The following is a 25,113-nucleotide window of genomic DNA, read 5'->3' as shown; positions in this document are numbered from 1 at the left end:
GCTTTTTTACCAGAGCACTCGCCGAACGTTCGCTGACCATAGCAGCCATGCTGGGCCCTGGCGCCTGGATAACGCAAGTCATTGCCGCAATTGAACAACCGCTAACACAACCATTGCAATCGACGGCCGCTGCCCTGTAACTGCACGCATCGCCCGCGAACCTTTTGATGCCGCGCAAGAAAAGGAAGTCATGACATGCCCCTCATCCCCCAGCATTTCATCCTCCATGAAACCGAACACTGGATCGTCAACCACCGCCTCAACTCGGCATTGCCTGGTTACGTGATGCTCGGCGCCCGAGCGAACGTCAGCGCGCTCCACGAACTGCCCGATAGCGCCCTCGCCGAACTCGGCCCGCTACTGGCGAAAACTCAACGGATTGTCGAAACGTTGTTCAAACCCAAACGGCTGTACTTCGGTCGATATGGACATGAGCCCGGCCATCCGATTCACTTTCATGTCATACCGATCTACGACTGGGTCGAGGATTTGTTCTGGCAGGATGAACGCTACAGAGTGCTAGAGACCTTCTCATCCCCCAATCCGGAAAGCATCACCGATGGTGCCGAGCTGACGCTGTTTGTATGGCGTGAGTTTTGTGAACGGCCTGATCCGCCGACTGCACCGGGAATGACAGTAGAAGCAGCGATCAGCCACCTGCGCGAGGCTTTCGCCTGAAACGTACGCCGACCACTCGTCAACCAATCGGCACCAACCGCCCTGCCCTTCATACCGACATCAGGTAACGACTCATCTTTGGAGACGCACCATGATGAGCATCAAAATGACTTCGCTGTTACTGGCTGGAGTGCTGTCCGCCATGTCCGTCGGCATTTTTGCAGTCTCAGGCGATGGCGCTGATGCGACCGGTACCCAATCTGGTTCAATCAGCGGCTCGACCATGGCACCCAACAATAACCCTGGCCAACCCTCGATCGACCATAACGCTGACGGCGGCAATAGTGGATCGGGCTCGTCGAGCGGCGGCAATGGCGGCAATGGTGGAAACAGCGGCTCTGGCGCGGGTGGTGGCACGGGTGCTGCGGGGGGAGGAACGGGCGGTGCCGGAGGCGGGACAGGCAGCTGAACGCGTAGAGACAGCCGATGATGAGAGATCGTCGGCTGCTGTCAGTTGGGTGTTACACACCGGCTTGTGACCGCCGGCAGGTTCCACTTGCCGTTCAACACCTCGGGCTTGAGCCCATACAAACGCGTGGTCAGGTTGAACCTACCCTTCGGCCGTTGACCACGCGCGTGAGTGTTGGAACCTTCCACGTCATCAGCGTCTGCGCGTCTTCGCGCACGGTCTGAAGCGCTGCTTTGATTTCAGGCTCCAGTGCATCCATGTTGAACGATTTTCCGGGTTCGAGACCAATACGCTTCATCTGCGCCAGGATCGGTTGATCGGTGATGTGCGCAGGGTGCTTTTTGAGCAACTGGACGGCGTAGGCGAAGTAGTCGGCCACCGACATGGTGTCGACCTGGATCTTTGGCGGGGTCTTCAGGTCCACGGTCGGGTCGCCTTTCACGCTGGCAGGCTCGGGGCTTTTACCCAGCCGGGACAACGGGGTCACGGTATAACCAGCCTGAATTTCGTGCACGGCCGCGTAGTCCGCCGCACCGTCGGTGTTAGTGCGGCCAATGACCCAGACAAAGGGTGTAGGCGCCGGCAGATGGTTCAGTCCGGCAGGCACCGTCCCGGTCCAGTCCGGCGGTGTCACCAAAAACTGCCCCGCTTGTGTACCCGTGGTGCGCCAGCCCGGTGAGGCGAACACCTCGGTCCACATGTCGAGCATCGGCAGCACGTAAAAACGCCCGGCAGTATCGGGCGCTGCGATCACCAGCGGTTCTTTGGTCAAATCCAGCCAGGCAATGGAATACACGGTGTCGACGTTCGAGCGCACCACCCCTTTGATATCTGCAGGGGGATACTGCGGCACGCTGACAAACTTGTTCATCGGACCGTTACCGAATTCCTTGCCCGGTTCGATTGGGGTGAATTGCTTGCGGGTGATGTCCATGGTCAACAGCGGGTAAAAATAAAGGTAGGCATCCACGCCGATTGCGTGAGCTTCCGTGGCTGTGACTGTCGATTGAGCGTGGCTCGCGAGCGGAAAAATAGCGGTGACTGCGACGGTTAGAGCAACGGCTGTCAATGCTTGAGTTATCAACATTGTGGCGATCGTCCGTGCGGTGGGGAGACTTGCCGGAATCGGCAAAGCTACCGCAACTCTAGACGATCAATTCAAGAGGATCTGACAGGCGGACAGCCGGCTGGCCGAAGTGTTGCACGGGTGAAACACCTCGATCTACACCTCAACGATCCGAGCGCAGCAGTGCCTCGACACCACCTTCCATCGACAGCACCGCCGAGCGGTTTCGCCCCGAATGCTTGGCTTGATACAGCGCCGCGTCCGCTCGTTCGATAAACACTTCCATGCTGTCCCGCCCCGTCGGCACAAACGAATAACAGCCAAGACTGACTGTCACGAATCCCGTGGGTGAACCGCTGTGGATGATGTTCTTGTCCATGACGCTGCGACGAATCTGCTCGGCAATCACCATCGCGCCGTGAATGTCGGTGTCGGGCAGCAAAACCGCAAACTCCTCACCGCCGTAACGCACGGCCAAATCGGCCTTTCGATGGCAGCACCCCTTCACCGCCCGCGCCACCTCAGCCAGGCAATGGTCCCCCGCCACGTGGCCGTATGCGTCGTTGTAGGGTTTGAAGTAATCGATATCGAGCATGATCAGGCTCAGCGAACTCGACTGCCGGGCGCCACGGCCGAACTCGATGTCCAGCGCCCCTTCGAACAGCCGGCGATTGGCCAGGCCGGTCAGGCTGTCATGGGTCGCGATCAGCTTCAGCGCTTCCTTCGCCTTGCGCAAATCCGCCTCAACCCGTTCGCCGAGGCGCACCTGATGAAGGAACACCCAACCGAACAGCCCCACGCCCAGCACCACCAGGGCAACGATAACCGTGGAATGAAACGCGGTGTCGTACCAGTCCTTGAGAATCGATTCCCTGGACGAGGCGGCGGACACTACCAGCGGATAAGTGTCGAGCTGACGGTAGCCATGCAACCGCACAACACCATCGAGCAGTGAGCTGAACATCGCATTACCGGAGGGCGCGTTGGGCAGCAATTTCTCAAAGATCTCGCTCTTGGCCAGTGATGTGCCAATCAGCGATTCCACAAACGGCCGTCGCGCCAGCAGCGTTCCGTCGGTCAACCCCAAAAACATCGAACCGTTGTCATCAATGCTGAAGCTTTTGAAGAACTGATCGAAGTACGCCATCTTGATTCCGGCCAACAAAACGCCCTGAAAATTGCCATTCTTGTCGTTCACACGCTTGGATATCGGAATGATCCACTCGCCATTTTTCCGACTGCGAATCGCCGGCCCGATGTGCGCCAGGGAGGAGACGTTCTGCTGGTGGAACTTGAAATAATCGCGATCCGCCACACCCGGGCCGCGTGGCAGATCGTCGAAAGAGGTAACGACCCACTGCCCCTTCTGGTCGAACAGAAATATCCCGTGCAATTGATTCAGCGCCTGCACCCGCCGGGCGAACGTTTTCTGCAAGCGTGGCTTTTGCAACGCACCGAAACCGTCAGCCTGAATCCAGTCCGCCAGGCTGGTCAGCACCAGATCGGCTTGCATGAAGGTGTCTTCGGCCTGCTGCGCCATGGCCCGCGTCAGGTTTGAAGAGGCCACTTGCGCCAATGCCAGATCGTGCCGCCGCGATTGCTCCAGTTGCAGGTAAAGCAAACCACACAGGCTCAGGCACACGACCGCAATAAACAGCACCGCTGATTTGCGCAGCGGTAACCGTTTCAGGGTGACACCCGTGGCGTTGTGCGGATCGTGAAGAGGGATTGGCAAAAGCTCATCCTGCAAGGGTAAGGCATGGGTAGAAGACCCAAAACCCTTATTTTTTGTGAGCTTAGTCTACGGGGGGGTAACGGGCAAATGTCCTTTGGATAGCCGCCGCATCGCACTCTGCAAATGTGCCTGGGCACTTTCTGCATCCCCCAGGCGCATTTGCTCGTACGCCCGCTGCGCAATCTCATGGGGCACCGGCTTGAGTTCGCGTTGGGTCGCCATCGCCATCAACTGCACTTGGGCGGCACGTTCAAGGTAATACAGATCGTCCCACGCCTCGGCGATGGTGGGCCCGGCGACGTCGAGCGTGGATGTAGAACGCGGTCGCTTCCGGCTGCCCTTCGCCGGCCACGACGTTGCCGTGAAAGTCGCAGACCAGCAGATTCAGAACACGCTGCCAATTCCGTGCAAGCGGTGATGGCAACCTCCGAATCCAGATTTCGATGCCCGGCGCCTGGCGCTGATCCTCGCCGGTTTCAACCGCGCCAGACCGCAAGCGCGTCTGGAAACCATCAGCGGCATGAGCACCGATCTCAAGCAGAAACTGAGCACCGGCGCCCTCGACATTGCATTGGTCAACCGCGAACCGGACAGCGGGCCGTGCTGGGCAGCCTGGCCGGAAGGAGTGCAACCCGCTGACTGATGCGCATGGCCTGTGAAAACAGTTCGGGCTGCTGCCGTATAGGGGACAGACTTACTTAATCAAGCCTGATCCCCTATTGCTGACTCGGCCCCGCCGCCACCACCGAACCCGCCGATGTGTGTAAATCCAGCACAGGCATTTGCGAAGGCCGATTCAATGCGCGCAACACCGGCGCATCGTATCCATACACATCAGGCTTGAACGCCACCCGACCATCACTGCCCAAATCCACCGTCCAGTACGCCAGCAACACCGGCACTTTCACCGGAAGCCGGATGTTCTCGGTCTTGCCGTTAGCCAGTTGCTTTTGAATGCCTTCGCTATTCCAGCGGACCGGGTCATTGAACAACAGCTCCACGAGTTGCAGCGGGTTCTCTACCCGAATGCAGCCCGAACTGGTGGCGCGGACAGTTTTGGCAAACAACTCGCGATGCGGTGTGTCGTGGAGGTAAATCGCATAGTCGTTGGGAAACCGGATCACCACCTGACCGAGCGAGCTGTCAGGTCCGGCGTCCTGACGCAGGGTGAGGCCGCGCGGATTGCTCCAGTCGACGGTCGACGGATCGAGCACATTACCTTCTCTATCAAGCACGCGAATCTGGTTGGCGGCCAGGTAACCTGGATCGTTCTGAACTTTTGGCAACACATCCTGCTTGAGGATCGTCGGCGGCACGGTCCAGGTCGGATTGAACGTGATGTAAGAAATCTCGGCCTGGAATACCGGTGTATTGCGTACCGGTTTACCGACCTGAACCCGAGAACGCCAGATCGGGTGACCGTCGCGATACATCGCAACCTTGTACCCGGCGATATCCACGATGACGAACGTGCCCTGAAGTTTGTAAAGCAGCCAACGCGCCCGCTCCATGTTCACCCGCACCTGATCGATGCGCGCATCAACGGACACATTCAGCGCCGCCAGCGTCGCTGCGCCCGCCATACCATCCGCCCCAAGATATTGCTCGATTTGATACTTTTTCACTGCGGCGGTGACGGCGGCGTCGTAGTTCGTCCCGCGCGTAAGTCGAGGGTCCAGAAAACCGCCTGCGGCCAACCTCGCCCGCAACTGCGCGACAGCGGGTTCGTCCATGCCAGGCTTGAGGGAATGACCTTCAGCAACCTTCTGCCAGCCGTCCATGTCCCGAACCTTGCGCAGTTGCGCCAAGGCTTGACGCAAGCCGACGTAAACCGCTTCCTGGGGCGGCGCTTGAGCAAAGGCACGGGCGACATCATGGTTGTCGAGTGCGGCGAAGAAGTTATTGACGTCGTCGCGGGGATCGACGCCCGACGGGTCGAAATTCCAGTGGATGTCGAGCCGAGAAGGATCGACCTTGCCCCGCCGCAATTGCATCAATGCAGTGATGAAGGTATGAGTCGTCGCCATATCAAAGGCTGCCCGTTGCTCGGGCGTGGCCGACGAGGTCTGCATCGATGACTGAGACCTGACCAGCTCATCGATATGGAAATCCGCCGGGTTCAAACCGTCGGCCTGGGTGTCATTCAGGCTTTTAATTAACTGGCCGACGTCGCTGTCATTCGACCAGGCCGCGCGATAGGCGCGATGCGTATAAAAATCCATCACCAGGCGGCTGACATCCACTCGCCGATGGCGCGGTGAAGTGAGCAACGGTGGAAACGCGGTTTTCAGTGGAGCAAGCGTGGCCTGAATCGCCTGAGCGACATTATCGTCCGCTGCGGCTTCCATAACGGTGCTCGGCGCAATTGTCGACTCAATCGGCGAAGTTTCGGCGATCGCAGCACCGCTGATCAGAAAGCCCATAAAAAAAACGCGGCTTATGACGAATAACCTTGTTAACTGCCCCATGGATAATCCTTAATCTCCCGCATTCAACGGCTAGCTTTCCACACACTGCTAGACTCGAAACTATCATGATGAGACATCTATATGGCGCCAGAACGCTTCGGCCTCCTACTCACGGCACTGCTGCTGACGATAACGTCAGTACCGTCAGCCTACGCCGATTCGCTCGCGGCCGCCCTCATCAAAGCGGCCCCCAATGCAAACGCCAAGGTGATTGGACTGGCCGTACGCGCATCCCAGTGCAGCATTGCTCAAGGCAAAGCACCTGTCCAAAGACTCGCCGTCATCGACTATTCCCTCCCTTCGACCGAACAACGGTTGTGGGTGTTCGATTTAAAGAAGCGCAAGTTGCTGTTTCATGAACTGGTCGCCCACGGACGCAACAGTGGCGAGAACATGGCGGTCAACTTCTCCAACCAGAATGAAAGCTTTGCCACCAGTATCGGCTTGTACCGCACCCAGCAGAGCTATGTCGGACAGAACGGCTATTCGTTGCGCATGGAAGGCCTGGAACCGGGTTTCAATGACAACGCGTTTGACCGGGCAATCGTTATTCATGGTGCACCTTATGTCAGCCCGGTGCTCGCCCGTGCGAATGGACGGATTGGCAGAAGCTTGGGCTGCCCTGCCGTGCGGCCGGCGATTGCTCATCGGCTGATTGATTCGATGAAGGATGGGCAATTGCTGTTTTCGTATTACCCGGATCAGCGTTGGTTGAAGTCTTCTTCGTATATCAATTGCGGCAGCGGCACTGTAGCGGAAGCGTCCGGGCCGAATAAGATCTGATAAAAAAGGGCAACCTATCCGGCCGCCCTTCTTCGTAACGTTACGCCCCCTTATCAAGAAACACCCTGGCCGGGAATCGGGGCTGTTGGCACACAATCTGATCCGAATGCTCATGGCACAATCGGCTCTATTAGCTGACTGCTTACCTCGCGAACTGAGCTTCAAACACAGCCTTCAGCTATGGCTGGCGCTGCGACAATATGGCAGCCCTGAAGAAGAGGATGGCCTGTCAAATTTATTGACGCTGATTGCTCAAAGGCGCGTTGGAAACCGACCTGGTCGTATCGAGCCGCGAGCCATAAAACGAAGACCTCAAGCCTACCCCTTGCTGACCAAATCACGTCGGTCAGCAAGGGCAGATGTCAGGAAAAATGGGCATGCTAAGGAAACTCTGAAGAAGACTTCCAAATCTGGTGAAATACCCGCCTGACACGAACACGATGGTTGAGTCCCGATGAAACAGATGTCCTTCGCCGATGCCGAGTACGCCGGCAAACGTAAGCAGACCCGCCGCGAGCGCTTCCTGATCGAGATGGATCAGGTCGTGCCCTGGAAGGGCTTGGTTACTTTGATCGAGCCGCATTATCCAAAGGGCGAAGGGGGCCGTCCGGCGTATCCGTTGATGGCCATGTTGCGCGTTCATTTGATGCAGAACTGGTTCGGCTACAGCGATCCGGCGATGGAAGAATCACTATATGAAACGACGATTCTGCGCCAGTTCGCGGGCTTGAATTTGGATCGGATTCCCGATGAAACCACGATCCTCAACTTCCGCCGTTTATTGGAAAAACATGAGTTGGCAGGCGGGATTTTGCAGGTCATCAATGGCTATCTGGGCGACCGGGGCCTGCTGTTGCGTCACGGCACGGTGGTCGATGCGACGATCATTCACGCGCCGAGTTCGACCAAGAACAAGGACAGTAAACGCGATCCCGAAATGCACCAAACCAAGAAAGGGAATCAGTATTTTTTTGGTATGAAAGCGCACATCGGCGTCGATGCCGAATCCGGCTTGGTGCATAGCCTGGTGGGCACTGCGGCCAATGTGGCGGACGTGACGCAGGTCGATCAGTTGCTGCACGGTGAGGAAACTTACGTGTGTGGCGACGCCGGTTTCACCGGCGTGGACAAACGTCCCGAGCATCAGGATCGCAAGATGATCTGGTCGATTGCCGCCCGGCCAAGCAGCTATAAAAAGCACGAAAAAAAGAGTCTGATCGGGCGCATGCGACGCAAGATCGAATACGCGAAAGCGCAGGTGCGGGCCAAGGTTGAGCATCCGTTTCGCGTGATCAAGCGCCAGTTTGGTTATACGAAAGTGCGCTTTCGTGGTTTGTCGAAAAACATCGCGCAGCAGACAACGTTGTTCGCTTTGTCGAACTTGTGGATGGTGCGAAAACGGTTGATGGGTATGGGCGAGGTGCGTCTGTAATGCAGGCTGATCGCCCTGAAACAGCGCGATCCGAGGAAAGAACCATGAATTAAGGGCAAGAAAGGTCTGATTTTCGACCGACTTATGATTTTTGAGCCTCAAGTAGCGAGGGTATGAAAAATCGGTGGGTACTTCAGACCTTCCCTAAACATGTTAAGTAAGTGCCATTCAAATCCGTCCCCTTTTCTTTCTCCCCTTTTCTTTCTTTTCTTTGATATAGACAAGGGGGGCAGCTTGATTTAACGACCGATTCTGGCCCAGAGTGTGTAAAAACGTTTTTCAGCGAGATTGGCGCCCAAATCAGAGCTGAAAATCACGCATCTACGCAAAATCCAGGTCTGCCAACCAGCCGATAAATTTCAGATTTCACATAGAAGCGCAGACTTCAATTTTGACTAAGCGTTTTTACACACTCTGGGCCGTTTGCTGCCGCTGCTGACCGGCAGCTATGGGGCGATTGCAGCCCTTCTTGACAAGTAGCTTTGGAGCGACTGGTACCGGTAACACTGGATAGAAACAAGCAACACAAATATCACTAAAACAATTATCGGAAGATTGAATCGAAATGAATTTATATGGACGGCAGGATTTCCAAGGGTTTGTATATTTAGATTTAGATCAGCCATTGGTCGCTTGGAATACAGCAAGAGGCGCTTATTGCTCCGTGGACTGTTTAGGTGCAGGCGAAAGCGAGTCAGCACTATCTTTATCCATGGCTAATATGATGAGAGGCCACTCTGAAGAGCGTCTAAAAAGCGAGATGGCTATCGAGTGTGTCCGGACTAATTTTTTCCCAGACCATGTTTCTAGATTAAGAGGAGTTTTTGTTTTTGATGATATAGATAGTATTTCTAGGTTGTGGTGTGGCGGAGAATGGGGTGAGCACTTCCAAGATCACTTTATGACTGATGTAGGCGTCTCTGCCAACAAATCGTGCAGATTGGATGCTAACTGGATAATGGATATCATGGACGAATCTGGAAAGCTAACGAGTGAATGGTTGGAATGCGCCAAAAATTACTGGCAAGGAGTTCCTCATCCTACCAAACCCCCAATTTGGGAAAGACTAGTTGAGGGTTGGATCACAATCTGGGGTACGGAAATTAAAAATCGAGCCATTGCTGAGATTCATAAATACTGGCCACAATCTTTAAAGCTGCTCGAGTACAGTTGCAATGCTGCAGTGATCCATAGCAATGACGGTCTAATTACTGCCTTCCTCACAACAGAGGAAAACTATATGCATATTGGTTTCTACATTCGCTTGATAGATGCGAACAATAAATCGACATTTGAGAAAATGGATGAATACTTTAAGAGCCATCCAGAAATGCGCGCACTAACTAACGCCGAACTGATATTGCGCCCGTTAGATTTGTCTCATCTGAAGTTAAAAATCCCGTTCACTGGACCGGTTGAATTTTCAATCTGGGAAGATGGAAGAGTGGAAACCAATATTCAGAGTCCGACAAGGTAATTATCACCCAAGAGAAATGTACATCTTATTAACTTCTAGGCAACTGAAGAAATGGGGACCGATTTATTTACTCGTAGCTATCCAGTCGATTTCCTCCAGGCGATAGCTCAGATGCCCTGAACAATTGCAGCAAGACTCGCCTAAGCCCCACAACCCCAATCCTGATAAACTCTCCCCACCTCCCAGCCCCACCCATCTCAGAACCGCCAATGCCCCCAATCACCGCCACACCCGCCCCGCTCTCCCGCCGCTTCTCCGTCGCCCCGATGATGGATTGGACCGATCGCCATTGCCGTTTCTTCCTGCGCTTGCTCTCCAAGCACGCGCTCCTCTACACAGAGATGGTCACCACCGGCGCGCTCCTCAACGGCGACCACGATCGTTTCTTGCGTCACAACGAAGCCGAGCACCCGCTCGCCCTGCAACTCGGCGGCAGCATGCCGCTGGATCTGGCGATGTGCGCGCGGATGGCGCAGGAGCATGGTTACGACGAGGTGAATCTGAATGTCGGCTGCCCGAGTGATCGGGTGCAGAACAATATGATCGGTGCGTGCCTGATGGGGCATCCGCAGTTGGTGGCCGATTGTGTGAAGGCGATGCGCGATGCGGTGTCGATTCCGGTGACGGTGAAGCATCGGATCGGGATTAATGGGCGGGACAGTTACGAGGAGTTGTGTGATTTCGTCGGCACGGTTCGGGATGCCGGGTGCACGAGTTTTACGGTGCATGCGCGGATTGCAATTCTGGAGGGGTTGTCGCCGAAGGAGAACCGCGATATTCCGCCCCTGCGCTATGACGTGGCGGCGCGGTTGAAGACGGATTTTCCGGAGCTGGAGATTATTCTCAACGGCGGGATCAAGACGCTGGAAGCCTGTCACGAGCATTTGCAGACGTTCGACGGTGTGATGCTGGGGCGTGAGGCGTATCACAATCCTTATGTGATGGCTGAAGTGGATCAGCAACTGTTCGGCAGCACGGCGCCGGTGATCAGCCGGGCCGAGGCGCTGGCGCAGTTGCGGCCTTATATAGCGGCGCACATCGATGCGGGCGGCTCGATGCACCACATCACTCGGCATGTGCTGGGGCTGGGCACCGGGTTTCCGGGGGCGCGCAAGTTTCGGCAGTTGTTGTCGGTGGATATTCATAAGGCTAAAGAGCCTTTGGTGTTGTTGGATCAGGCGGCGGAGTTGTTGGAGGGGCGGTAACCGGAAAATCCCTAGCTACGTTAATGGAGTGTCATTGATGGCAACTGCGAGGCTAACGACGCAAGGACGAATTACCATTCCGGCGCAGGTTCGCACCTCGCTCGGGTTGGCCGCAGGTGATCACGTCGAATTTGTAACGTTGCGAGACGGCAGCGTTGAATTTTTCGCCAAGACGGGCTCGGCTCATGCGCTCAAAGGTCTTATCTGCAAGCGGTCCAAGACGACAAGAGTTATGAGCCCGAACCCGTCGCCGGATCTAATAAAAGGCAATTAGCCTCCAATTGTCAGTCACTACGTCAAAGACGTATGATCGCAACCATGCTGACAATCATTGAATCCAAGATATTTACAAAACTCTGGCCGGATTACTGGACTGAAGAAGAACGTGGTGCGTTCATGTCCTATCTGGCGAACAATCCGGACGCAGGCGCAGTGATCCCCGGCTCGGAGGGATGCCGAAAAGTGCGCTGGAGCATGGATGGTCGCGGTAAAAGTGGTGCGGTTAGAATTATCTACATCGCGCAACTTGCCAGCGGCGCCTTGGTCACATTGCTGATCTACGGCAAAGGCGCCACAGAGAACATCCCCGCGCATATACTGCGCAAAATCGCAAAGGAGCTGAATCATGCCCCTAACTGAAAAAGAACTGATGGAACGGGATGCCAAACGCAATATTGGCGAAGAACTGTTGGCGTCGATTCTTGAAGTCAAAGCCGGCCTACACGGCGACGTTCACAAAGTTGAAGTAACAGAGGCTGCAGAGGCCCGAAGCAAAACCGGTCTATCGCAACCGAAGTTTGCGGAGCTGCTGGGCGTTTCCGTACGCACTCTGCAGGAGTGGGAACAAGGACGACGGTCCCCTTCTGGGGCTGCACGATCGCTCCTTCATATCGCCGCTATTCGCCCAGACGTTTTCCGAGATGTATTGGCGAACTGAAGTCATGACTGTGGACCTTCTGGGCGCTAACGGTCACCCAGGTTGAACCTGTGGTCTGATTTGGCATCGTATTTACCGACACCGCGCCCCGCCTTTCAAACAGCCGTTTTCCGGTTGTTGCCGCTGGGGCCATCGATACGTACACGCACCCTTGAGTGGCTGTCAGCGCTCGGGTAATGTCATTAGACCCATAGGACAGAGCACGCCCATGACTTCCAAGCTGGAACAACTCAAACAACTGACCACCGTGGTTGCCGACACCGGCGACTTCGAAGCTATCGCTCGCGTTAAACCGGTGGACGCTACCACCAACCCTTCCCTGCTGCTTAAAGCAGCGGCCATTCCCGGTTATGCCGAGTTGCTGAACGCATGTGTCAGCGACTGCAAGGGCGATGTTGGCCTGGCCAGCGACCGTTTTGGCGTTGCGGTAGGGCAAGAAATCCTGAAGGTGATCCCTGGCCGTATTTCCACCGAAGTGGATGCGCGCCTGTCGTTCGACACTGACGCCGTATTGAAGCGTGCCCACCGTCTGATCGACCTGTACGACAAGGCCGGCATTGGCCGTGACCGCGTGCTGATCAAGATCGCTTCCACTTGGGAAGGCATCCGTGCCGCCGAGACGCTGGAAAAGGAAGGCATCCAGACCAACCTGACGTTGCTGTTCTCGTTCGCTCAGGCTGCGGCGTGTGCTGATGCAGGGGTGTTCCTGATTTCGCCGTTCGTGGGTCGTATCTACGACTGGTACAAGAAGGCCAACGGCAACGACTACACCGGCGCGGATGATCCGGGCGTGCAGTCGGTGACGCGCATCTACAACTACTACAAGGCCAATGACTACAAGACTGTGGTCATGGGCGCAAGCTTCCGCAACCTGAATCAGATCGAGCAGCTGGCGGGTTGTGACCGTCTGACCATCAGCCCGGATTTGATTGATAAGCTGGCGGCGGATACCGGCAAGCTGGAACGCAAATTGGCGCCGGGCCATGCCGGTGAAGCACGTTTGAGCCTGAATGAAGCGCAGTTCCGTTGGTTGTCCAACGAGGACGCGATGGCGACCGAGAAACTGGCTGAGGGTATTCGTCAGTTTGCTCGGGATCAGGAAAAACTCGAAGCACTGCTACAAGCCAAGCTCTGATCCAGTAAGAGCAAACGCAAAAAGGGCGAACCCTCAAGGTTCGCCCTTTTTTATGCTTTGAATTTGGGGCTGCTTCGCAGCCCAACGGGACGGTGCGGCGTTCCGACAAGCTCCCTCGCCACAGAGATCAGTGACGCTCGAGGGCGTTAACCAGATCATGGAATGCTTCACGATTGGAGTCGTTGAGGCCCATGAGGATCTTGTGTGCTTCGAGCACTTTGATCCGCACCACTTCTTCGGACTGATCCTGGTCTGGCAGGTCGGTCAGGCACTCGGGGCACGGGATCGGGCGGTCAACGATGTTGAACACCTGCTCGAAGCCCATGGACTGCAGCAGACGGGTGATGTCTTCGTGGGTGGTGACGACGGTCGGCAGCAAGCCGACCTTTTGCCGCGACAGGATCGACAATTTGGCCAGCAGGCCCAACGTAGTGCTGTCGATGCTGCGGGTTTCGGTCAGGTCGATCACGATCGCATTGAAGTTCAACGCCGTGAAGATCCGCTCAATAGTCGCATCCAACGCCGAACACAGGGTCAGGCGAACTTCACCGACGAACTTCAGGACGAAGGTGCCATCCTGCTCGGCGAACTGGATTCTACCGGTACTCATTGAAGATTCCTGCTCAACACCAACAGGGCGATATCATCCGGCATCTCCCCTAGCGTGGCCAATCCAAAAACCTGCCGCAGACCATCCAGGCTGCCGCCCGCTGCCTTGACCCGTTGAGGCAAAGCCGCTTCTTTTTCTTTGAGTGTAGGTTCTGGCAAAAGGTCCAGGATGCCATCAGACATCAGCGTCAGGCTGAATGTCGGCGGCAGCTCCAGTACGTGGTCTTCGTAGGTGGCTTCATTAAAGAGGCCCACCGGCAGACCACGCCCTTCCAGATAACGAACACTGTCTGGCGTGTACAACACAGGCAACGGCAAATGACCACCGATGCTATAGGTCAACAAACCTGTCTCCTCGTCGATGACTCCACCGACCATTGTGACGTGTTTACCCAGCTTACAACTGATCAGGCCTCGGTTGATATGACCAAGGACCTCTGAAGGCTTGAATTCCGGCAATGTGCCGCTGCGCTTGGACTCGAACAGCAAGCGCGTGGTCATGAACTTCAGCAGCACGGTAACGAAGGCGGAAGAGGCGCCATGACCGGAAACGTCCGCCAGGTAGAAGGCTACCCGACGCTCGTCGACCCGAAAGTAGTCAACGAAATCACCCGACAGGTACAGCGACGGGATGATCTGGTGAGCAAACTGGAACTCGTCGATGGTCCAGGGACTGACCGGCAGCATGTTCATCTGCACCTGGCGACCGGCGTTCTGGTCTTCCTGGAGCAGGTTCAGGCTGGCGGCGAGTTCGCGGTTGGCCTTTTCCAGCTTCTCGCGGTAGCGCTGGTTTTCCAGCAGCAGGCGCGCACGATCCAGGGCCCGGCGCACAGAGTGCTCGAGCACGGCAAGATCTTCGAGAGGCTTGATCAGGTAGTCCGCCGCGCCCAGGCGCAGGGCCTCGACCGCGTCGTTCATCACGCCGGCACCCGAAACCACGATTACCGGGGTTTGTGGCGACAGCCCGGTGACCTGGCGAATAAGTTCGAGCCCGCCCATCTGCGGCATACGCAGATCGCAGATGACCAAGTCGGGCTTGTTTTGCTCGAATACCTGAAGACCCTGCTGGCCATTGCTGGCCTGCAGGACACTGAAACCACTGTCTTCCAAGTAGGCCGCGAGGCTCGCGCGCACTACTTCGTCATCATCGATTATCAGCAGCGTGGCACTGGTTTTTGGCATGTGGGCAAACGGCGCCAGAATTAGGTTGGCGTAGCAGGCAGGGGCTTTGTCCCGGCTCACACTACTGGATTCGCTTTCTAGCCTCTCTACTGCACTGTTTTCGAGCGTTTGCCCTACACACAGGTACACCAGAGGTGCCCTTCTAAGGCGCAGACGGTACTCCCATCCGCGGGGCGTTTCAAGCTCACGCCGATGGTCGCTTGACGTCTTTCCATTTCAAATCACCGGGAGTTATAAGAACAGGCAAAACCGTAACGTAATGGAAGGTTCAAACCCCTGCGTCAAACCGGTCCCGGAGGCTCAACGAAAGAAGGCGGCCAACTGGCCGCCTTCTCGGTTTTACCGGTCGAGATCAAAAATCGTCTTCGACCTGGCCGTCTTTGACTTTGAATTCGCGATTCTGCAAATACGCATTGCGGATGAAGGTGTACTTGTCGCCGCTGATCAGCTTCTCGGCCGACAGCAGGCTGGCGCGGGTATCGACAATGTTCAGACCGAAGATCGAGTTACGCACGGGCACGTCGTGGATGTACGGGTACGGGCCGGTGTAGCCGTCGACATACTTGGACGGCGCGTCACGTAGCGTGCTTGGCCCCAACAACGGCAACATCACGTACGGGCCGCTGCCCACACCCCAGTAGCCGAGTGTCTGGCCGAAGTCTTCGTCACTGCGTTGCAGGCCCATTTTGGTGCCCACGTCGATGAAGCCCAGCAGGCCGAACGTGGTGTTGAAGATCATGCGTGCAGTGTCGACGCCAGCGGCGGCGGGTTTGGCCTGCAAGATGTTGTTGGCAAGGTTGGTGACATCACCGACGTTGCGGAACATGTTGTGAATGCCGTCTTCGAGAAACTGTGGCGTCACGAACTGATAGCCTTGCGCCAAAGGCTTCAGTGCATAGGTATCGACTACGTCGTTGAACGTGTAGATCGGGCGGTTGATGCTTTCCCAAGGGTCGTCTTCCGAGGCTGCCTGGGCAACGAACGGAACCAGCAGTACGCTGGCAAACACACAAAGCTGAGCTAGATGATTGCTCCAGCGCATAGAAAAACTCCTTGGATTGTACTGGTGCGGGCGCATGGCCCAAGCGTAAAGCTGGCTAGTATAAGACGGAAAAGCCGCTTAAGGCAGCACCGTGCGAGGCAGCCTTCAGATCATTCGCGATGATTGTGAGCGATTCACATCAGTGTCACTCAACTGTCACCGTCGCCCCCTAGCCTTGAGGCTATTTCAGGGACGTAGATATGCCGCATGCCGAAGCATTGCCCCACATTGCGCCCAGCCTGACCGCCGTCCTGTTTGGCCTCAGTGGTTGCCTGGTGGATTTCGGCGCACGCACGCGCACGCAAAGCAGCCACTCTGCCGTGCACGCCGAAGCCACGCCCGGTGCGCTGGATAGCCTGCGCAGCTTGCAGCATCAGCAGATTCCCTGTGCCTGGCTCGACGAGCTCCCCCCTGCCCTCAGCCATTCCCTGGCCGTCGCATTGCCTTCATGGATCAAACCCTCGCAACACCCAGAAACAAACAATCCATGGCCGGCACCGCACGCCTGCTGGCAAGCCTTGATGACGTTGAATGTCGAACGACTGGAGGGTTGCGTGCTGGTCAGCGGCGAACCGCGATTGCTGCAAGCGGGGCTCAATGCCGGGTTGTGGACGATTGGGCTGGCGTCCTGCGGCTCACTCTGCGGCCTGGCACCCAACGACTGGCAGGCGCTGACTCAGCAGGAACGGGAATTCAAACGCGGCAAGGCAACGGTGCAACTGTTCGGTCTGGGTGTGCATTCGGTGATTGATCACCTTGGTGAACTTGACACTTGCCTGGCAGATATCAGCCTGCGCCGACTCAAGGGCGAAAAGCCCTGATCGAGATCATGCAGGTTGCGCGCGAGTGGATTAATCTAAAGGTCAAGCCATAGACCTTTGGCGTGCTGCTGCGGTCTATGCCAGTGCCTATCGATAAAAGGAAGAACGCCATGCCTGCCCGCGAACTGCAACAACAGCTCAATACTCTGCGCGAGCAATTGGAACAAAATCCACCGCTGACCGACGCCGAGCGCGAAGAACTGCACGCGCTGATGCAACAGATCGAACTGGAACTTGAGCTCGAAACAAAAACCCAGGACTCCAGCCTCTCCGACAATGTGAACCTGGCCGTCGAGCGCTTCGAAATAGAACACCCGACCCTTGCCGGCACCTTGCGCAACATCGTGCAAGCGCTGGGCAACATGGGAATCTGAACCCGCCGAATACGCAAAAAGCCCCGCTAGTGATAGCGGGGCTTTTTCATATCCGGGATTTGCAATGCAATCCCTGTGGGAGCGAGCTTGCTTGCGAAAGCGGAGTGTCAGTCATCATGGATGTTGAATGTGACGGACTCTTCGCGAGCAGGCTCGCTCCCACATTGGTTCTTTACTGGCGGACCAGGCGATGGTTCGGTAGCTGCGCTTCTTCGGTACTGCGATACGGGTTGATGTCCAACCCACCGCGCCGCACATACCGCGCATACACCGTCAATTTCTCCGGTTTCAGCAACCGTTGCAGGTCGAGGAAAATCCGCTCCACGCACTGCTCGTGGAAGTCGGAGTGCTGACGGAAGCTCACGATGTATTCCAGCAAACTCGCGTGATCCAGCGCCGCGCCACGGTATTCCACCGCCACGCTGCCCCAGTCCGGCTGACTGGTGACCGGGCAGTTGGATTTGAGCAAATGACTGTGCACGCTCTCCTCCACAATGCGCGATTCATCGCAACGCAGCAGTTCCGGACGCGGTTGCTCATAGTTGCTGACGCTGATATCCAGATCATCAATGCACACACCCGGTAACGCCACAACGCCTTCGGCCTCGACGTCCCTGAGCTTGCGAATCCGCACGCCGACCGGTTTACCGGCCGCGGCCGACAGGTCTTTGACCAGCGTCGATTCAAGGCTTGCAGTGTCGGCAAACGGCGTCTGGTTCAGGGAGTTGAGATACAGCTTGAACGACTTCGACTCGATGATATTCGGTGAATCCGCCGGGATGCTGAATTCGCCAATGGCCACCACAGGCTTGCCCGACGGCAATAGCCACGACAATTCGAAGCAGTTCCAGAAATCCACGCCTTTGTAGGGCAGGGTTTCAGCCGTCAGGCCCAGTTCGGCCCATTTCGCGGTGCGCGGGATCGGGAACAGCAACGACGGTGTGTAGATGGCGATGTATTCGCTGGATTTGCCCAGCGGCGAGTGTTCGGCTGCGGGATGCATGGCGGAAACCTGACTGAAGAATCAGCGGATTCTACCAGTCTTTGCTCCCTCCTTTGAGTGCTTACTGACTGACAGTCAACTTGCCGACCATCCCGGCCTGGTAACGACCGGGGATGTTGCAGGCAAATTCCAGGTTGGTCGCCTTGCTGAAGGTCCAGGTCAGCTAGGTTGTTTTGCCCGGCTCGACGAGCACGCTGTTAGGGTCGTCGTGTTTCATGCCATGCCCTTGAGATGAGTGCTCCGTACCGGCCATTGAACCGTAGTCCATATCCGCAATGCCTGTAGGCGTGAGCATGCCGCCCTGCTGCATCTTCATCATTTCCTGCTGATGCCTGGCATGCATCGCCGCGTCACCGAGTTTGAATTCGTGCAACAACTGGCCTTTATTCACCAGCACAAAACGAACCGTCTCACCGGCCTTGATATCAATCGCCTTGGGAGTGAACGACATGTCACCCATGACGACTTCAACGCTACGAGTCGCCTTGGTCGCCGGGGCCGGTTGACCGAAGTCATAGGTCTGCGCAGGGGAAGCCCACGCCGGCGAGCTCAGCGCCAGCAAACAGGCAGCCCGCACCAGGGATTTGCGCAAAAACATAGTCATACTCCAACAAGGTAAGGTTCAGCCTGTGGAAAACTCTAAGCTGCAGCGACTGCCCGCAACCTGACAGCCAGATTACAACTTTGTCAGGTTGGCCTGTATTCACGCCGCCCACGGTATAAAGCATTCGTTCCATTCGCCCCGAGTCGCCCATGAAACTGCTGATTGTCGAAGACCAACCGAAAACTGGCCACTACCTGCGCCAGGGCCTGACCGAGGCCGGTTTCAATACTGAACTGGTGGCGGACGGCAGCACCGGCCAGCAACTGGCGCTGACGGGCGATTACGCCCTGTTGATTCTCGATGTGATGCTGCCCGGTCGCGATGGCTGGCAGATTCTGCAAGCGGTGCGCGGTGCCGGCCTCGACACACCGGTCCTGTTTCTTACAGCGCGAGACGCGGTGGAGGACAGGGTTCACGGCCTCGAACTGGGCGCCGACGATTACCTGGTCAAACCTTTCGCCTTCTCCGAACTGCTGGCCCGGGTCCGCAGCCTGTTGCGCCGCGGTAGCGCCACACCTCAGGAAACCAGCCTGCAACTGGCGGACTTGCGCCTTGACCTGATCCGCCACCGGGTTGAGCGCAGCGGTCAGCGCATCGACCTGACGGCCAAGGAATTCGCCCTGCTGGAAATGCTCATGCGCAGGCAAGGCGAAGTCCTGCCCAAGTCACTGATCGCTTCCCAGGTCTGGGACATGAATTTCGACAGTGACACTAATGTCATCGAAGTGGCGATCCGTCGTTTGCGCCTGAAGATCGACGATGAATTCCCCAACAAGTTGATCCACACCGTACGTGGCATGGGTTACGTCCTTGAAGAGCGCCCCGCCTGATGCGTCGACTTTCGTTAAGCAGCCGTCTGGCGCTGCTGTTTGCGGCGTGCACCGCCGTAGTTTCATTATTCGCCGGGGTGTTGTTCAGCCGGGCCAGTGAAGCGCATTTCGTTGAGCTCGATCAGCAGTTGCTCGACGGCAAGTTGATTGGTCTGCGCCGGGCACTTCATGACATTCAGTCGAGTGAAAGCGAAATCAAACTGGCCGATGAATTGAGCCGACAGGCTGATCTTTCACTGCGGATCACCGGCAGCGACGGCAAGCGCTGGTATGACAGTTCAACGCGCCTGCCCCTGGCATTGCCGGCCCAACCGGGTTTGTCCACGGTGAGCAACAACGGTACTGATTACCGCGTCCTCAACGCTCCGCTTTACCTCGACAAACCCGAATCGCCGCAGTTGACCTTGCTGCTGGACATCACCCATCACCAGCACTTTCTGCAACGCATGCAACACCTGATCTGGCTGACCGTCGGTTTGTCAGCACTGGCCACGGCACTGCTCGGTGCGTGGGCAGCGCGCAGCGGATTGCGGCCATTGCGGCGCATGAGTGCAGTGGCGAGCGGTGTTTCAGCGCAATCACTCAATGCACGGCTGCCAGTAGAAAACATGCCGCCAGAACTCGCGGAAATGGCCCACAACTTCAACGCCATGCTCGGACGTCTTGACGACTCTTTTCAACGGCTCTCGGCCTTCTCCGCCGACATCGCCCATGAACTGCGCACGCCGTTGTCGAACCTGCTGACCCACACCCAGGTCACCCTCACCCGCCCACGCCCCATCGAGGACTATCGCGAAGCACTGCACAGCAACCTCGAAGAACTGCAATGGATGGCGCAACTGGTCAACGACATGTTGTACCTGGCCAAGGCTGACCACGGGTTATTGATGCCCAAGCGCGAACCGCTGGAGCTGGCGGAAGAAGCGGACCTATTGCTGGAGTTTTTTGCGCCGCTGGCGGAGGACGCTCGGGTCAGGTTGAGTCGTGAAGGTAGTGCGCGCATAGAGGGCGATCGCAGCATGTTGCGTCGGGCGCTTTCCAATTTGCTGGACAATGCGTTGCGGTTTACGCCTGCCCAAGGCGAGGTTCGGGTGCGAATAGTCGAGCAAGCCAAAGGGTTGAGTCTGACTGTTGAAAACAGTGGCGACGGGATTGACGGGGCGTTGCTGCCGCGCTTGTTCGATCGCTTCTACCGGGCTGATCCGGCGCGCCAGGAAGGCAGTAGTGAACATGCGGGGTTGGGGTTAGCGATTACTCAGTCAATCATCCGTGCCCATGGCGGGCAGATTCGTTGCGAATCGGATAACGGGTGGACGCGGTTTGTGATTGAGTTGCCGCGAACCTGATCGTTCCCACGCAGAGTGGGAACGATCACCGGTGGCTTACGAATACCGCAACGCGTGAGCCGGCTCGATCTTCGCCGCACGCCATGCCGGGTAAACGGTGGCGAGGAAGCTCAGAATGAAACCCGCCGAGCAGATCAACAACACATCCCCGCCCTGCAGTTCAGATGGCAAGTTACTGACGAAGTACACGTCGGAACTAAAGATGTGCTGCCCACTGACCCGCTCCATCCAGCCCACCAGTTCACTGACATTCAGCGCCGCAATCACGCCGAGCACACCGCCGATCAAGGTGCCGACAATCCCGATCACCGTGCCCTGGACCATGAAGATCGCCATGATTTGTCCCGGCGTGGCACCAATGGTGCGCAGGATCGCGATGTCCGCGCCCTTGTCGTTCACCACCATGATCAGGGTTGCGATGATGTTGAACGCCGCCACCGCGACGATCATCAGCAACAGCAGGCCGATCATGGTTTTTTCCATTTTCATCGCGCTGAACAGACTGCCCTGAGTGTGGGTCCAGTCGTCAGCCTTGTAAGCGGTGCCCAGCCCGCCAGCAATATCGCTGGAGACCTTCGGCGCCGCGTACAAATCCTTCACTGCCAGGCGCACGCTCTGCACCTGATTCGGCGCCCAGTGCTGCATCTGCGCGGCATCGGCCACGTGGATCAGCGCCATGGAACCGTCCAGTTCGGCGCCGACCTTGAACACGCCGACCACGTTCAACCGCTGCATGCGCGGGGTGATGCCGCCCGGTGCGTTGCTGATTTCCGGCACGATCAGGGTGATCTTGTCGCCGACGTTCAAGCGGAAGCGGCGCGCCGTGATCTCGCCGACCACCACGCCGAACTCACCCGGTTTCAAGGCATCGAGACGGCCCTGAACAATGTGCTGGGCGACGATCGATACCTTGCCTTCCAGCGCCGGATCAACGCCGCTGACCTGGATCGGCTGCATCGTCCCCTTGTAGGACAGCATGCCTTCCATCTCGGTGAACGGCACAGCAGCCGTCACTTCAGGGTTCTTCATGGCCGCAGCGGCGACGGGCTGCCAATCATCGATCGGATTGACGCCGACGATCGTCGCGTGAGGCACCATGCCGAGGATGCGCGAGCTCATTTCGCGCTGGAAGCCGTTCATCACCGACAGCACCACGATCATCGCCAGCACGCCCAGGGCGAGGCCGATCATCGAGGTCATCGAGATGAAAGAAACAAAGCGATTGCGGCGCTTGGCGCGGGTATAGCGCGTGCCGATAAAGATCGATAACGGTCTGAACATTCGCTGGGGCACCGTATAAAAATAAAAGACCCGACGCACATTTCAGTTGCGCCGGGTTTCGGCCAATCAGATGGGCGTCAGGCAACCTTCCTGCAAATGCAGGACGCGATCCATCTGGCGAGCCAGGTTCATGTCGTGAGTCACCACCAGGAACGCCGTGCGCATCGAGGTGCTGAGTTCCAGCATCAAATCCTGAATGCCCTGGGCGGTGTGGGAGTCGAGGTTGCCGGTCGGCTCGTCGAGCATCACCAGGCCTGGCTTGTTCACCAGGGCGCGGGCGATGGCCACACGCTGGCGTTCGCCACCGGACAGCTCCGAAGGCTTGTGTTCCAGACGATGGCCCAGCCCTACCCGCTCCAGCAACGCGGTGGCACGCTGACGTGCTTCGGGGATCGCGGTTTTGCCGATCAGCAGCGGCATGCAGACGTTTTCCAGTGCGGTGAATTCGGGCAGCAAGTGATGGAACTGGTACACGAAGCCGAGGGAACGGTTACGCAGCAGGCCACGGTTCTTCTCGCTCAGTGCCGAGAGTTCTTCGCCGTCGAGCCAGACGCTGCCCTTGGTCGGCGTATCGAGGCCGCCCAGCAGATTGAGCAACGTACTTTTGCCCGAACCCGAGGTGCCGATAATCGCCACGCGCTCACCCGGATGCAGTTCCAGTTGCAGACCCGCCAGAACCTCAACCGACTCCGGGCCTTCCTCGTAGGATTTGCCCAGGTTGCGGCAGCTCAAGATTGCTTTATCACTCATGCCCGACTCACTCATAACGTAGCGCCTCCGCAGGCTGGGTGCGCGCGGCACGCCAGGCTGGATACAGGGTGGCGAGGAAACTCAGGACCAACGCGGCGGCGCAGACCATCAACACATCCTGGCTCTGCACTTGCGACGGCAGGTAATCGATGAAGTACACGTCGGCGTTCAGGAACTTGTGCCCGATCAGGCCTTCGAGGGCCGAGATCGCGGCGCTGACGTTCAGCGCGGCGAAGATCCCGACCACGGCGCCGATCAGCGTACCGATCACACCAATGACCGTACCCTGGACCATGAAGATCGCCATGATCTGCCCCGGCGTGGATCCAAGGGTGCGCAAAATCGCGATGTCGCCCTTCTTGTCGTTCACCACCATCACCAGTGTGGAAATAATGTTGAACGCAGCGACGGCGACGATCAGCAGCAACAGCAAACCGATCATGGCTTTTTCCATGCGGATCGCTTGATACAGATTGCCGTGGCTGCGCGTCCAGTCGCGGGCATAAAAATGGTCTTCGCCGAGCTGCTGGGCGATAGTCCACGCGACGCGTGGCGCCTGGAACAGGTCATCGAACTTCAGGCGAATGCCCTGGACCTGATCCGGTTTCCAACGATGCAATTTGGCCAGATCCTGAAGATTGGTGATGCCCAGGTAGCCATCCAGCTCGCCGGCGCCGACGTGGAAGATGCCGACCACCGTAAAGCGTTTCATGCGCGGGAACATCCCGGCCGGGGTCACGGTGACTTCAGGTGCCACAAACGTCAGCTTGTCACCGACCGCAGCGCCAAGCTTGGCCGCCGCCTTGTCGCCGATGACGATGCCGAAACTGCCCGGCGCCAGGTCGTCGAGTTTGCCCTGCTGCATGAAGTTATCAATGATCGAGACCTGGCGTTCCAGCGCGGGGTCGATGGCATTGAGCAGGACTTTGGAGACTTTGCCGTTGTTGGTCAGCAAACCCTGCATCTGGGTAAACGGCGCCACGGCCGTCACCTGCGGGTTCTGCTTGACCTTGGCGGCCAGGCTTTGCCAGTCGCTGATCGGCTCACCGGACTCGATGGTCGCGTGGGGCACCATGCCCAGCACGCGGGTGCGCATCTCATGATCGAAGCCGTTCATGACCGACAGCACAACGATCATCACGACCACGCCAAGGGCGAGTCCGATCATCGAGGTCAGGGAAATGAATGACACAAAATGATTGCGACGCTTTGCACGGGTATAACGCGTGCCAATAAATACGAAGAGAGGTCTGAACATGTCGGGGCTTGTTCGGAGGGAAAAGGAACGTCCTTGTGGCGGGGGTCGATAACCAGCTTTACACTCAGACCACCGCCGCTACCATGGGTTCGCCATGTCGACATTAGATGAAGAAGATCGCCGCGAATACTACCGTATCGAGGACACGATCGCACTGGAAATTCGGCCCCTGTCCGCTCCCGAAGCCGCAGGCCAGGAAGTGTTGCAGGATGCTTCCCCTCTGTTCAACTTGCTCAGCGAACTGCACCTGAGCGAATTCGAGTCACAGCACTTGTTGCGCCAAATCAGTGAGCGCGACCGGAACCTCGCGGCGTTCCTGAAATCCCAGAATAAACGCATCGATTTGCTGAGCCAGGTGATCGCAATCACCGTGCTCGGGCAAATCGGCGAGCCGCAGCCGGTGATCATTTCCGAAGGCGGGATCGAGTTTCAGCATCCGACGCCGATTGCCGAGGACGCACGCCTGTCGGTCAAACTGGTGCTGATGCCGCAAGCCCTCGGACTCTTGTTGCGGGCTCGCGTCACCCATTGCGATCGCAAAGGCGACGGCTACGACGTCGGTACCGAGTTCGAGTATCCCAGCGATGCCCAGCGCCAATTGCTGGCCCGCTACATATTGCAGAAGCAGGCCCAGGAACGACGTCTGGCCCGCGAACAAAACGAACCAAGCATTTAATTTAAGGAAGAA

24 protein-coding genes and 5 pseudogenes are annotated in these 25,113 nt (G+C 57.3%); 17 read left to right on the top strand and 12 right to left on the bottom strand.

Going from position 1 to position 25,113, the window contains the following annotated elements; genetic code table 11:
• Window positions 1-195 precede the first annotated feature (195 nt).
• Both ACYZT7_RS11640 and ACYZT7_RS11635 read left to right on the top strand, forming a co-directional pair.
• Window positions 196-678, top strand: a complete 483-nt coding sequence (locus ACYZT7_RS11640; protein WP_462041120.1) for an HIT family protein — start codon at window positions 196-198, stop codon at window positions 676-678.
• A 91-nt stretch (window positions 679-769) separates the two neighbouring features.
• A complete protein-coding gene (locus ACYZT7_RS11635) occupies window positions 770-1,087 on the top strand; it encodes a hypothetical protein (protein WP_462041119.1) in 318 nt (105 codons plus the stop codon).
• A gap of 151 nt (window positions 1,088-1,238) precedes the next feature.
• Here the strand turns inward: ACYZT7_RS11635 and ACYZT7_RS11630 are convergent.
• The 3 genes and pseudogenes from ACYZT7_RS11630 to ACYZT7_RS11620 all read right to left on the bottom strand — a co-directional run.
• A pseudogene (locus ACYZT7_RS11630) lies at window positions 1,239-2,174 on the bottom strand (DUF1254 domain-containing protein); the annotation flags it as partial.
• Window positions 2,175-2,316: 142 nt separating this feature from the next.
• Window positions 2,317-3,888: a sensor domain-containing diguanylate cyclase gene (locus tag ACYZT7_RS11625; protein WP_462041118.1), complete on the bottom strand. Its 1,572-nt coding sequence runs from the start codon at window positions 3,886-3,888 to the stop codon at window positions 2,317-2,319.
• A gap of 66 nt (window positions 3,889-3,954) precedes the next feature.
• Window positions 3,955-4,273, bottom strand: a pseudogene (locus tag ACYZT7_RS11620) (class II aldolase/adducin head domain-containing protein); the annotation flags it as partial.
• Between the two features lie 51 nt (window positions 4,274-4,324).
• On the opposite strand from ACYZT7_RS11620, the pseudogene ACYZT7_RS11615 reads away from it, so the two are divergent.
• A pseudogene (locus tag ACYZT7_RS11615) lies at window positions 4,325-4,510 on the top strand (LysR substrate-binding domain-containing protein); the annotation flags it as partial.
• Window positions 4,511-4,604: 94 nt separating this feature from the next.
• Here ACYZT7_RS11615 and ACYZT7_RS11610 read toward each other — a convergent pair.
• Window positions 4,605-6,356, bottom strand: coding sequence for a L,D-transpeptidase family protein (locus ACYZT7_RS11610; RefSeq protein WP_462041117.1), 1,752 nt, complete (start codon window positions 6,354-6,356; stop codon window positions 4,605-4,607).
• An 81-nt stretch (window positions 6,357-6,437) separates the two neighbouring features.
• On the opposite strand from ACYZT7_RS11610, the gene ACYZT7_RS11605 reads away from it, so the two are divergent.
• The 9 genes and pseudogenes from ACYZT7_RS11605 (at window position 6,438) to tal (ending at window position 13,325) form a co-directional block, all read left to right on the top strand.
• The gene (locus tag ACYZT7_RS11605) at window positions 6,438-7,139 is read left to right on the top strand and encodes a murein L,D-transpeptidase catalytic domain family protein (protein ID WP_462041116.1); all 702 of its coding nucleotides are present in this window, start codon (window positions 6,438-6,440) and stop codon (window positions 7,137-7,139) included.
• Between the two features lie 82 nt (window positions 7,140-7,221).
• A pseudogene (locus ACYZT7_RS11600) lies at window positions 7,222-7,569 on the top strand (hypothetical protein); the annotation flags it as partial.
• A 24-nt stretch (window positions 7,570-7,593) separates the two neighbouring features.
• Window positions 7,594-8,571, top strand: coding sequence for an IS5 family transposase (locus ACYZT7_RS11595; protein WP_462040127.1), 978 nt, complete (start codon window positions 7,594-7,596; stop codon window positions 8,569-8,571).
• Between the two features lie 565 nt (window positions 8,572-9,136).
• Window positions 9,137-10,048 carry a hypothetical protein gene (locus tag ACYZT7_RS11590; protein ID WP_462041115.1) on the top strand — a complete coding sequence of 304 codons (912 nt, stop codon included), beginning with the start codon at window positions 9,137-9,139 and terminating at the stop codon, window positions 10,046-10,048.
• A 209-nt stretch (window positions 10,049-10,257) separates the two neighbouring features.
• Window positions 10,258-11,253 (top strand): tRNA dihydrouridine(20/20a) synthase DusA, encoded by a 996-nt coding sequence (dusA, locus tag ACYZT7_RS11585; protein WP_462041114.1) that lies wholly within the window; start codon window positions 10,258-10,260, stop codon window positions 11,251-11,253.
• A gap of 37 nt (window positions 11,254-11,290) precedes the next feature.
• Window positions 11,291-11,527 (top strand): AbrB/MazE/SpoVT family DNA-binding domain-containing protein, encoded by a 237-nt coding sequence (locus tag ACYZT7_RS11580; protein WP_462041113.1) that lies wholly within the window; start codon window positions 11,291-11,293, stop codon window positions 11,525-11,527.
• A gap of 44 nt (window positions 11,528-11,571) precedes the next feature.
• The gene (locus tag ACYZT7_RS11575; RefSeq protein ID WP_008151354.1) at window positions 11,572-11,892 is read left to right on the top strand and encodes a hypothetical protein; all 321 of its coding nucleotides are present in this window, start codon (window positions 11,572-11,574) and stop codon (window positions 11,890-11,892) included.
• Window positions 11,879-12,190, top strand: a complete 312-nt coding sequence (locus ACYZT7_RS11570; RefSeq protein ID WP_033061895.1) for a helix-turn-helix domain-containing protein — start codon at window positions 11,879-11,881, stop codon at window positions 12,188-12,190. Before ACYZT7_RS11575 ends, ACYZT7_RS11570 begins: the two co-directional genes overlap by 14 nt.
• Window positions 12,191-12,398: 208 nt before the next feature.
• The gene (gene tal / locus ACYZT7_RS11565; RefSeq protein WP_462041112.1) at window positions 12,399-13,325 is read left to right on the top strand and encodes a transaldolase; all 927 of its coding nucleotides are present in this window, start codon (window positions 12,399-12,401) and stop codon (window positions 13,323-13,325) included.
• A gap of 127 nt (window positions 13,326-13,452) precedes the next feature.
• Here tal and rssC read toward each other — a convergent pair whose 3' ends face one another.
• The 3 genes from rssC to ACYZT7_RS11550 form a co-directional block, all read right to left on the bottom strand.
• A complete protein-coding gene (gene rssC, locus ACYZT7_RS11560) occupies window positions 13,453-13,935 on the bottom strand; it encodes an anti-sigma factor antagonist RssC (RefSeq protein WP_007935262.1) in 483 nt (160 codons plus the stop codon).
• The gene (rssB, locus tag ACYZT7_RS11555; protein WP_461964740.1) at window positions 13,932-15,116 is read right to left on the bottom strand and encodes a two-component system response regulator RssB; all 1,185 of its coding nucleotides are present in this window, start codon (window positions 15,114-15,116) and stop codon (window positions 13,932-13,934) included. The genes rssC and rssB overlap by 4 nt, the downstream gene beginning before the upstream one ends.
• Window positions 15,117-15,468: 352 nt before the next feature.
• Entirely contained in the window at window positions 15,469-16,158 is a 690-nt protein-coding gene (locus ACYZT7_RS11550; protein WP_462041111.1) for an MlaA family lipoprotein, read from the bottom strand.
• Between the two features lie 200 nt (window positions 16,159-16,358).
• Between ACYZT7_RS11550 and ACYZT7_RS11545 the strand changes: the two genes are divergently transcribed.
• Both ACYZT7_RS11545 and ACYZT7_RS11540 read left to right on the top strand, forming a co-directional pair.
• Window positions 16,359-16,979, top strand: a complete 621-nt coding sequence (locus ACYZT7_RS11545) for an HAD family phosphatase (RefSeq protein ID WP_462041110.1) — start codon at window positions 16,359-16,361, stop codon at window positions 16,977-16,979.
• A gap of 110 nt (window positions 16,980-17,089) precedes the next feature.
• Complete coding sequence (locus ACYZT7_RS11540) at window positions 17,090-17,353, top strand: DUF4404 family protein (protein ID WP_462041109.1); 264 nt, start codon at window positions 17,090-17,092, stop codon at window positions 17,351-17,353.
• Window positions 17,354-17,525: 172 nt separating this feature from the next.
• On the opposite strand, the gene queF is transcribed toward ACYZT7_RS11540, so the two are convergent.
• Both queF and copI read right to left on the bottom strand, forming a co-directional pair.
• Window positions 17,526-18,356, bottom strand: coding sequence for an NADPH-dependent 7-cyano-7-deazaguanine reductase QueF (queF, locus tag ACYZT7_RS11535; protein WP_462041108.1), 831 nt, complete (start codon window positions 18,354-18,356; stop codon window positions 17,526-17,528).
• Between the two features lie 61 nt (window positions 18,357-18,417).
• Window positions 18,418-18,954 (bottom strand): annotated as a pseudogene (gene copI, locus ACYZT7_RS11530) (copper-resistant cuproprotein CopI).
• Between the two features lie 155 nt (window positions 18,955-19,109).
• On the opposite strand from copI, the gene ACYZT7_RS11525 reads away from it, so the two are divergent.
• Together ACYZT7_RS11525 and ACYZT7_RS11520 are read left to right on the top strand one after the other, a co-directional pair.
• Window positions 19,110-19,790, top strand: a complete 681-nt coding sequence (locus ACYZT7_RS11525; RefSeq protein WP_462041107.1) for a heavy metal response regulator transcription factor — start codon at window positions 19,110-19,112, stop codon at window positions 19,788-19,790.
• Window positions 19,790-21,136 carry a heavy metal sensor histidine kinase gene (locus ACYZT7_RS11520; protein ID WP_462041106.1) on the top strand — a complete coding sequence of 449 codons (1,347 nt, stop codon included), beginning with the start codon at window positions 19,790-19,792 and terminating at the stop codon, window positions 21,134-21,136. The genes ACYZT7_RS11525 and ACYZT7_RS11520 overlap by 1 nt, the downstream gene beginning before the upstream one ends.
• Before the next feature lie 36 nt (window positions 21,137-21,172).
• Here the strand turns inward: ACYZT7_RS11520 and ACYZT7_RS11515 are convergent, their stop codons facing one another.
• The 3 genes from ACYZT7_RS11515 to ACYZT7_RS11505 form a co-directional block, all read right to left on the bottom strand.
• On the bottom strand, window positions 21,173-22,417 hold the full coding sequence (locus ACYZT7_RS11515) for a lipoprotein-releasing ABC transporter permease subunit (RefSeq protein ID WP_462041105.1): 1,245 nt from the start codon (window positions 22,415-22,417) through the stop codon (window positions 21,173-21,175).
• 66 nt (window positions 22,418-22,483) lie between these two features.
• Window positions 22,484-23,167: a lipoprotein-releasing ABC transporter ATP-binding protein LolD gene (lolD, locus tag ACYZT7_RS11510; RefSeq protein WP_282377618.1), complete on the bottom strand. Its 684-nt coding sequence runs from the start codon at window positions 23,165-23,167 to the stop codon at window positions 22,484-22,486.
• 7 nt (window positions 23,168-23,174) lie between these two features.
• Window positions 23,175-24,425: a lipoprotein-releasing ABC transporter permease subunit gene (locus ACYZT7_RS11505; protein ID WP_449646010.1), complete on the bottom strand. Its 1,251-nt coding sequence runs from the start codon at window positions 24,423-24,425 to the stop codon at window positions 23,175-23,177.
• A gap of 94 nt (window positions 24,426-24,519) precedes the next feature.
• On the opposite strand from ACYZT7_RS11505, the gene ACYZT7_RS11500 reads away from it, so the two are divergent.
• Window positions 24,520-25,101, top strand: a complete 582-nt coding sequence (locus ACYZT7_RS11500) for a PilZ domain-containing protein (protein ID WP_462041104.1) — start codon at window positions 24,520-24,522, stop codon at window positions 25,099-25,101.
• Window positions 25,102-25,113 lie beyond the last annotated feature (12 nt).

The sequence above is a fragment of the Pseudomonas sp. RT4P38 genome (assembly GCF_054897765.1).
This window is presented reverse-complemented; position numbering and strand designations above follow the sequence as displayed.